This is a genomic window from Streptomyces sp. NPDC048057 (assembly GCF_040653095.1).
GTDB lineage: Bacteria > Actinomycetota > Actinomycetes > Streptomycetales > Streptomycetaceae > Streptomyces.
Genome location: NZ_JBEZNF010000075.1, coordinates 1 through 2,432 on the forward strand (window position 1 = coordinate 1; position 2,432 = coordinate 2,432).

1 protein-coding gene is annotated in these 2,432 nt (G+C 58.8%); it reads right to left on the bottom strand.

The genetic code is table 11. The features are described from left to right. Positions 1-77 precede the first annotated feature (77 nt). Positions 78-1,895 carry a reverse transcriptase domain-containing protein gene (locus AB0E05_RS36350; protein WP_361971883.1) on the bottom strand — a complete coding sequence of 606 codons (1,818 nt, stop codon included), beginning with the start codon at positions 1,893-1,895 and terminating at the stop codon, positions 78-80. Positions 1,896-2,432 lie beyond the last annotated feature (537 nt).

Consider the following 2,432-nt stretch of genomic DNA (forward strand, 5'->3'; position numbering starts at 1 on the left):
CACAGGGTAGGCCGCCTGGCGAGGTTCCTGCCGTGTGCAGGTCCTTTTCCTTGCGGCCCCCCTCCGAACCACGCGGGCTAGTTTCCCAGCACGTAGCTCTCCGATGGTTTACGCCGTGAGAGCGGCGGCGTCGGTTCACTGTGGATTTGGTTGTGACAGGCGGAGCATACCACCAGGGTTTTGCGCCGCTTTTCCATCATTACTGCCGCCCAAGTGAACTGGCGGGACCCAGGTGCGCCGAGATCGGCCAGTTTCCGGACATGGTGAACTTCCACCTTTCCACTTTTTGCACAGATCTCGCACTCGCCCCGCTGGAGGCGGGTGACCAATTCCTTCTTTTGGTAGCGCAGCGGGGCCGGAATTCGGTCAGCGATGACCGCACTCTTTTTCCGCCGCAAGGGAATGCCACCGAACCGTGCAATCAGCGGCTTTCTGCCGGCCCGTTCGATTCTAGCTTCAAAGCATGTGCGCAGCCCGTGTGGTGTGAGGATTTTAGCCTTGTAACGGCGCGCCATCCTTCCCACGGTGGACTGATGCTTTGCCGCTAACGTCCGGAGCATGGATACTTCCATGACCCATCTGAGTCTTTCCATTCTCCAGACATCGTTGGCTAGCAGATAGTACTGGACGACGCCTCGGTACTTCTGGCCATAGGTGGCGATGATGACGCTGTCATCGCAGTTCACCAGGTTGGCCTGACTCGCGGGTTTCCCCCGCCTGTAGTACGGAGATACGTAGGCTCTGACCACGTCCCTCGGTAGCCGCAACGCGATTTTCCCGTTGGTTTTTCGGTGTCCGCCGGTCATCTTGTTGTTGGCATGCAAGGTAATGATCTCGTAGCCGAGAAAGCGCGCCGCTTTGGTACGGGCGTGCGTGATCAGCGTCTTTTCCTGGGAGAGCTCCAGCTTGAGTTCGTCGCGCAGGAACTCGGTCAGGCGCTGTTTTATTTTCTCGGCTTCAGCCCTGGGTCCGGTGAACCCGAGGAGGTGATCGTCAGCGTAGCGGACATACTTCAGCCTTCTATATCCTGGATCGCGCGGATCCGCAGAGGGAAGGTGTCGGATTTCCTTGCGCAGCGACCGCAACTTTTCACGGTCGCCTTCATTGCGCGCTAGGATCATGGCCTTCTGTACACGCCGATATGGCATATACGCCTTACGCCTGGTTCCTCGGGTGTATTCAGGGATCAGTACTGTCTCGACAAACTCGTCAAGTTTGTGCAGGTAGATAGAGGACAGGACTGGGGAGACAACGCCCCCTTGCGGAGCACCGCTGAGGGTCGCGTTCCATGACCAGTCCTCCAGGTATCCGGCCTTCAACATGTTGCGTATGAGCCGCAGGAATCGATTATCTCTGATCTTTTCAGCCAGGATCGCCATCATAATTTCATGGTCGAGTGAACCGAAGCAGTCAGCGATGTCTCCCTCGACAAGCCAGACCGTCCCTTTCCAGCAGGCTTCCACCTCGCGCAAGGCGGTGTGGCAGCCCCGACCGGCCCGAAATCCATGGGAGTGGTCGGAAAACGTCGGATCGTAATACGCCTCAAGTAAGAGGCGCACGACTTCGCCGACGAGCTTGTCCGACCAGGTTGGCAGCCCGAGCGGGCGGCGCTTCCCAGTACCGTTCTTCTTCGGAATGTAGGTCCGCCGTACGGGAGAGAATCGATAGCGCTCATGGCGCATCGCATCGATGATACGCTCGATCTTCTCCACGGACATGCCATCCACGGTTTCCTGCGTGGCCCCGGGAGTCATCGCGCCCTGATTGGCGTAGATGTTCCCATAGGCCACCAGATACAACTCCTTGTTGAAGAGCTGCCGATACAGCTCGTCACACGGCAGTCCCTTTATGCCGCGCTCACGGAGGACACCTAACACCGTCTCGGCGTTCTGCATTTCGCGTACCTTTCGGTCGTCGGTGTCCGGACCATCTGTGCCCCTTGGCCCTGTGGACGGCCTTCCCGTCCTCCTTGGCAGGTCGTTACTCCTGCGACTACTACGGGCACTCTGTCACCATAGGATTCGCATCCCTTAGGTGATCCCACGTTCGTCTCTGGCGTACGTAATAGCGTGAGACAGGCGCCCCACTCATCTCCTTGAATACCCTCTTTGGGTATCGTCCGCGTCCCCGAAGGTTGCATCAAGCCATGCCGTAGAATGATGCCGGGCGCGGCGTCGGTTTCAGACGTCTTTCCGACGGATGATCGCCATTGCATCGTCTGGAGATTGGGGTTCAGGCAATTCAGCTTTCGCCATATCACGCGGGTCCCCCAGCGCGCCGTCCCATACGTCTGAACCCGGCCGCTGGTTTCCTGACATGCTACGGTCCCACGCCGCCTTTCGGGGCGCAGTAAGTCATCGGACCCAGGAACACACCTCCGAGTTCCTCCCGGCTTTACCGGGGATACGTCAGAGCGCTTCGTGGCGCAGGAC